The organism is bacterium (genome assembly GCA_018814885.1).
Taxonomy (GTDB): domain Bacteria; phylum Krumholzibacteriota; class Krumholzibacteriia; order LZORAL124-64-63; family LZORAL124-64-63; genus JAHIYU01.
Genome location: JAHIYU010000047.1, coordinates 1 through 5,743, shown reverse-complemented (window position 1 = coordinate 5,743; position 5,743 = coordinate 1). Strand labels below are relative to the sequence as shown.

The 5,743-nt window shown below is 68.2% G+C and carries 7 protein-coding genes; 2 read left to right on the top strand and 5 right to left on the bottom strand.

Going from position 1 to position 5,743, the window contains the following annotated elements; genetic code table 11:
* Both KJ554_02755 and KJ554_02750 read right to left on the bottom strand, forming a co-directional pair.
* Window positions 1–202: hypothetical protein (locus tag KJ554_02755; protein ID MBU0741258.1), on the bottom strand; the 202-nt coding region annotated here is incomplete at its 3' end.
* Window positions 199–813, bottom strand: a complete 615-nt coding sequence (locus KJ554_02750; GenBank protein MBU0741257.1) for an RNA polymerase sigma factor — start codon at window positions 811–813, stop codon at window positions 199–201. The genes KJ554_02750 and KJ554_02755, both read right to left, overlap by 4 nt.
* A 187-nt stretch (window positions 814–1,000) precedes the next feature.
* Here KJ554_02750 and KJ554_02745 point away from each other — a divergent pair, with 187 nt between their 5' ends.
* Both KJ554_02745 and KJ554_02740 read left to right on the top strand, forming a co-directional pair.
* Window positions 1,001–2,353, top strand: a complete 1,353-nt coding sequence (locus KJ554_02745) for a spondin domain-containing protein (protein MBU0741256.1) — start codon at window positions 1,001–1,003, stop codon at window positions 2,351–2,353.
* A gap of 150 nt (window positions 2,354–2,503) precedes the next feature.
* On the top strand, window positions 2,504–3,001 hold the full coding sequence (locus KJ554_02740) for a hypothetical protein (protein MBU0741255.1): 498 nt from the start codon (window positions 2,504–2,506) through the stop codon (window positions 2,999–3,001).
* 57 nt (window positions 3,002–3,058) lie between these two features.
* Here the strand turns inward: KJ554_02740 and KJ554_02735 are convergent, their stop codons facing one another.
* The 3 genes from KJ554_02735 to KJ554_02725 all read right to left on the bottom strand — a co-directional run bounded on the left by KJ554_02735 (window position 3,059) and on the right by KJ554_02725 (window position 5,546).
* The gene (locus KJ554_02735; protein MBU0741254.1) at window positions 3,059–3,544 is read right to left on the bottom strand and encodes a hypothetical protein; all 486 of its coding nucleotides are present in this window, start codon (window positions 3,542–3,544) and stop codon (window positions 3,059–3,061) included.
* 32 nt (window positions 3,545–3,576) lie between these two features.
* Window positions 3,577–4,083 (bottom strand): hypothetical protein, encoded by a 507-nt coding sequence (locus KJ554_02730; GenBank protein MBU0741253.1) that lies wholly within the window; start codon window positions 4,081–4,083, stop codon window positions 3,577–3,579.
* A gap of 386 nt (window positions 4,084–4,469) precedes the next feature.
* Window positions 4,470–5,546 (bottom strand): prolyl oligopeptidase family serine peptidase, encoded by a 1,077-nt coding sequence (locus KJ554_02725; protein MBU0741252.1) that lies wholly within the window; start codon window positions 5,544–5,546, stop codon window positions 4,470–4,472.
* Window positions 5,547–5,743: the final 197 nt, after the last annotated feature.

The following is a 5,743-nucleotide window of genomic DNA, read 5'->3' as shown; positions in this document are numbered from 1 at the left end:
CGGCCAGGGTCGGCATCGCCGTGCGACGCCACACAGAGCGCGGCGGGCGCAGCACCCGGCCGCCCTGGATCGTGCCGGTCGTGAACTCGGTCCTGAGCCGCGCGCGGAACTCGACGTCGGCGACGGGGCGCGACAGGCCGCGCACGGTGTCGCGGGCGCGTTGCTGTACCGGTGTCAGGTTGTCACGTACGTCGTCGTTCATCTCAGCTCACCCTCAAGCAGTTCGCTCAAGCGGGCCAGGGCCCGCGAATAGCGCTTGCGCACGGCGGCGCCGCTGGCACCCACCAGGGCGGCGATCTGGTCGTGCTCGAGCGTCTCGTAGTCGCGCAGGAGCACGACCTCGCGCAGTTGCGGCGGCAGTTCGCCGAGCGCGTGCTGGACCAGCCGCTCCCGTTCCGTCGCCAGCACCGCCGCGTCGGTCGGCGCCGCGTCGCTGGGGAGGGTCGCGCCCAGGTCCGCATGCTCGTCCAGCGACACCGTCTGCCGGTCGCCCCTGGCGCCCGCCGAACGCCAGAGATCCCGGCAGAGATTGACGGTGATCTGGCGCAGCCAGGGCAGGGGCTCGCGCTCGGCATCCAGCCGGTGGGCCGACCGGTGGACCCGCAGGAAGACCTCCTGTATCACGTCCTGGGCCTGTTCCCGATTGCCCAGCATGCGCGCCGCCAGACCGTAGATCCGGTCGAAGCCGTACTCGAACAGCGCGGCCAGCGCCTCGGGATCACGCGCGCGGACGCGGCGGAGGGTCTCGCGGGAAGGCACGTCCGATCGATCTCGGTCGCGGCCCGGTCCCCTGGCTGCATCCGGCGTCTTCATGGTCTGGTACCGATCAATGGCGCGAAGTGTGTCCATAAATTCCGACGAAAATCATCTTTTTCAGTCACACCTCGGTGCCGTGGGCGGTAGGAATCGTTGAGCGCCGGGGTATCGGCTTCCCCGGCGAGCGGTGGATCAACCATTCTAGCCACCCCTTGCGAAGACCGTCAATGAAGGGATACCTGTCATGTTCACCAAGACATCGATTCGCAGTCCGTGGCCGGTCCTGCTGTTGCTGGCCGCCGTCGCGGGCTGCTCCGACGACGGGGCGGGGCCGTCGACCTCGACCGCCGATTTCACCGTAACCGTCGCCAATGTCAGCGACGCCAGGGATTGCCTGACCAGCGGCGCGTTCGACACGCCGGTCGGCGCCGACACGCCCGGCCCCATCGGTCCGGGACAAGCCTACGAATTCCGTGTCGGCGCGGCGCCCGGCGACCGTCTCTCCTTCGCCACCATGTTCGTCCATTCCAACGACCTGTTCTACGCGCCCGGCGGCGGCGGTATCGCCCTCTACGGCGCCAAGTCCGCCCCGCTCGACGGCGACGTCACCGATCAGGTCCGCCTGTGGGACGCCGGCACCGAGGCGAATCAGGAGCCCGGGCTCGGCATGGACCAGGCGCCGCGGCAATCCGGCGCGAACGCCGGCGCCGCCGATCCCGACGACACCGTGCGGATGGTGGACGACGGCTATGCCTACCCCGCCGTATCCGACGTGATCCAGGTGGTCGTCACCCCCGAAGGCGGCGGCGAGTTCACCGTGCGCATCGAGAACGTCTCCGATTCCGCGACCCTTTCGCCCTCGTCTGGCCCGTCGCTGGCGGTGCCCCTCGCGCCCGGCGTCTACGCGGTGCACGCGGGAACCGCCCCCCTCTTCACCGAGGACATGACCGACCGCGGCGAGGGTCTCGAGCATGTCGCCGAGGACGGCAATCCGGCCGGCCTGGCCGCGGCCCTGGCCCCGCGCACAGGCGTGGTGACGCCCCTGGCGCCGGGCGCCTATGCGGTGCACGCAGCCGGCAGGTTCATGTATGCCGACGGCCAGCCCAACGGCGGCCACGGTCTCGAGGCCCTGGCCGAGGACGCCGACCCCGGCGCGCTGGTCGGCTACCTGCAGACCCTGGACGACGTGTCGTCCGCCGGCGTCTTCACCGTCCCCGACGGTGCCGCGGCCGCGGGACCCATCTTCCCGGGCGACGCCTGCACCTTCGCGTTCACGGCCGGCGAGGGCGACCGTCTCTCCTTCGGCTCGATGTTCGGTCAGTCCAACGACCTGTTCTACGGCTTCGGCGACGGCAGCCTGGCGCTGTTCGATGCCCAGGGCGATCCGGTCGAGGGCAACGTGACCGCCATGGTCAACCTGTGGGATGCGGGCACGGAGATGAACCAGTGGCCCGGCGCCGGCCCGGACCAGGCGCCGCGACAGGCTGCGGCCAACAGCGGCACCGCCGACCCGGACACGGATGTGCGCATGGTGGACGACGGGTACGTCTATCCGGCCGCGGCCGGGGTGATCCGCGTCACGATCGCCGCCGAATGACCACCCGGTGGGCGCGGATTCGTCATGGGGAGAATCCGCGCCGCCTTCCCGCGCCGGCGACTCCCGGATCGCGCCATGACGGTTTGATGTTCCGGGAAAATGCCGGTATCTTGGTTGGAGACCTTCAACCCTCACAAGGAGACGCGTTCGATGAAGACATTATCGATGACCACGTTCCTGGCCGTCGTCCTGCTCCTCGCGGGCGTATCCCTGGCCGCCGAAGACTGGTTCGACCTGGAGAACTGCGGCATGTGCAAGAACCTGACCGAGGATTCCGAGCTCTTCGCCAACATGACGTGGGACAATCAGCTCTTCGCCAACGGGCTGGTGGAGGTCAACACGGTGCCCGCGGCCTACGAGGAGCGGTTCCAGAAGCTGATGGCCAGGATGCAGGCCGTCGCCGCCAGGCTCCAGGCCGGCGAGCAGATGCCTCTGTGCGCCATGTGCCGGTCCTACGGCGCGCTGATGATGGCCGGCGCCGACATGGATTACTTCACGTCCGGAGACACCCACATCTCGATCATCTCCAGCAAGGATCCCGACGTCGTGAAGATGATCCGCACGCACGGTCAGCGGACGATCGACGAGTACGCCAAGTGGATGGCGGCCGAGGGCGCCGAGGGCCAGGGCCACGATCATCACCACTGATAATCCCGTCCGGACAGACGAAGGCGGACCGGCCCCGCGGCGGTCCGCCTGCTCATTTCAGCGGTAGAGCGTCTTGACCCGGCTCCAGCTGCGCGCGGTGTTCCCGGAGGCGGCCAGGCAGCCCGAGGATTGCGACGCGCCCAGGACGTGCGTGCCGGACTGGCCAACGTCATCCACGCCGAAAGGCGCCTCGAGTTGCGCCCAGTCCAACGTCTCGTAGTCGAACCAGCGCAGGCGCAGGGTGAATTGTCCCGGGGGCACGTCCTCGATCGTCGTGGAGAGGTCATAGCAGCAGAGGCAGTAACAAGGGTTGGTCAGCACTTCCGTCTCGGTCACCACCAGGGTGTCGAAATCCCACGACACCGCGTACTGGAACGGATCGGGACAGCAGTTGTAGCGGGCCGCGTCGTGGCAGACCGTGACCGTCGCGCCGTCGATCTCCACACGCAGGCCGTCCCCGTCCAGGCACCAGTCGTCGGCCCGGGCGGCGGCCGGTCCGGCCAGGAGCATCGCCGCGCAGGCGAAGGCGATGAAACATTTCATATCGTTCTTCCTTCCGTACGCGTGCCGCGGGCTCAGCGGTAACAGGTCTTCAGGGCGCTCCAGGTGAGCTGCTCGCTGGCCGGTTCCTCCACGGCCGTCGCGGACAGGCAGCCGGAGCTCTCGGGTTCGATTTCGCCGCCCGCATAGCCCTGGCCCATGTCGGGCACGACGATCTCGCCGTGCCATTCGATCCATTCGCCGGTTTCCTCGTCGCGCCAGGAGAAGCCGATCCACCACAGGCCGGGCGGCACGTCGTGGATCTTCACGCCGAGATCGAAGCAGCAGTTGCAGTCGCAGGGTGGATCGGCGGCGACGTGCTCCACCACGAACAGGGTCTCATCACCGAACTGCACGTCGTATGTGATCGGGTCGGGGCAGCAGTTGTACAAGGCCGCAGCGTGGCTGACGGTCACCTCGGCCGTGGCGGGGTCGACCTCGGCCCGCACCTCGTCGGCGTTGAAGCACCAGAGATATTCGTTGGCGGCGGCCGTAGTGGCGAAACAGGCCAGCACGAACAACCACAGGAGCAGAGAGCGCATGGATCAACATCCTGCTCGGGGTAGGGTGGCGGGGGCGTTCAATCTGAATTCAGGATATCAACTGCAGACTGCGGAGTCAATGGGGGCCCGTCAACTCGTCGTGTCTACTTGGTTTTCCCTCCACCGGAGGTCAGGACCAGCCCCGCCACGGCGCCGAAGATCACGGCGACCAGCGGGTTGCCCGTGATGCCTCAGGTGCTGCCGGCGCAGGCGGAGAGGTAGGAGACGGCGTAGCCGACGGCGCCGCCGGCCGCGGGCCCGAGCAGGCGTTTCAGTATCCGGCGCTTGTCCATGGGGCCCAATCTAGGCCCGGGACGCCCCGGCCGCATGCTTCCGAAAGCGGAAAAGGGGCGGCCGTGACCTCCCCGTCGCTCGTGCCGGGTCGGCTATCTGTACCCCGCCGCGTGCAGCGCCTTCACGTCGGCGAAGGGGTGCGCCGGCTCGAGATGCGTGGCCAGGAACCTGTAGATCTTCAGACGGATCTCCTGGGCCTGGCGCGTGTCGAGCCGGTCGAAGCTGTGACCGCCGGGCACATCGTAGATCTCGTGCGCGAAGTCCTTGCCCTCGGCCTTCAGCGCCTTGATCAGGTGCTCGACCTCGAGTACGTTCACGTCCTCGTCGCCGCGGTTGGTGTGCACCAGCAGCGGGGTCTTCAGCCGGTGGGCGTTCCAGGCCGGTGAGCGCCGGCGGTATTCCGCGATGTTCTCCTCCACGGTCTGGCCGATGTGGTAGTCGGCCGAGTAGAGGGCGGCGTAGTCCTCGCCCAGGTAGCCCAGGCGCGCGATCAGGTCGCTGACGGGCACGCCGGCGTAGCAGCAGGCGTAGTCGCCGGGGTGGTCGAAGACGGTCATCAGCCCGATCAGCCCGCCGTGGCTCCAGCCGATCAGGCCCACGCGGCCGTCGTCCACGAAGGGGTAGTTCTCCAGCACGTAGGCGCGGCAGGCGTGGGCGTCCTCGGTCTCCAGCCCGCCGTAGTCGATGTTCTCGTAGACGCCGCGGCCGTAGCCCGTGCTGCCGCGGTACTCCGGCGCCACGATCACGTAACCCTGGGCCAGCAGCTCCCGCACGATGTGGCAGTAGTAGGTGGTGAAATCGCCGTGCACGCCGTCGTGGGGGAACACCAGCAGCGGCGCCTTCCTGGTGCGGTCGAGATCGCGCGGGATGAACACGTAGGCCCAGAATTTGAGCGGCTGGCCGGCGCCGATGGCCGTCGGCGACTCCTCCTTCCAGCGGGGCGGTCCCCACAGCCGCACCTTGTCGATGGCCGCGACGTCGCCCACGCGGTCGAACCACAGGCCGTCGTCGATGCGCTTCTCGAGCATGTCCAGGCGATGGCCGAAGCCGTCCAGGGTCTCAAGGACCCGGTCGAGCTTGGCGGCGAGGTCGTCGTCGTGGACGGATTGTGCGGCGGCGAGCGGGGCCAGCGCCAGGACGAACAGGCAGGCGAGCGAGAAGGTGCGCATGGCGGTTCCTTTCGGCTGTGGACAGTTCGATCATGAGCCGGACGCCGCCGACGGTCAATGCCGTTTGGGTTAGCCCGGATTATTCATGAAGCATACGACTGAGCCCGCAAAGCACCCAGTTTCACCGCCCGGTGGCAGGACCGCGGGGCTTCCGTCGTCAAGCAGCCGGATTGTACCATGGCGAGGCCGGTTCTGCG

Coding starts and splice junctions, on each gene's coding strand:
- KJ554_02750 (MBU0741257.1), bottom strand. CDS start 813: ATGAAGACGCCGGATGCAGCCAGGGGACCGGGCCGCGACCGAGATCGA.
- KJ554_02745 (MBU0741256.1), top strand. CDS start 1,001: ATGTTCACCAAGACATCGATTCGCAGTCCGTGGCCGGTCCTGCTGTTG.
- KJ554_02740 (MBU0741255.1), top strand. CDS start 2,504: ATGAAGACATTATCGATGACCACGTTCCTGGCCGTCGTCCTGCTCCTC.
- KJ554_02735 (MBU0741254.1), bottom strand. CDS start 3,544: ATGAAATGTTTCATCGCCTTCGCCTGCGCGGCGATGCTCCTGGCCGGA.
- KJ554_02730 (MBU0741253.1), bottom strand. CDS start 4,083: ATGCGCTCTCTGCTCCTGTGGTTGTTCGTGCTGGCCTGTTTCGCCACT.
- KJ554_02725 (MBU0741252.1), bottom strand. CDS start 5,546: ATGCGCACCTTCTCGCTCGCCTGCCTGTTCGTCCTGGCGCTGGCCCCG.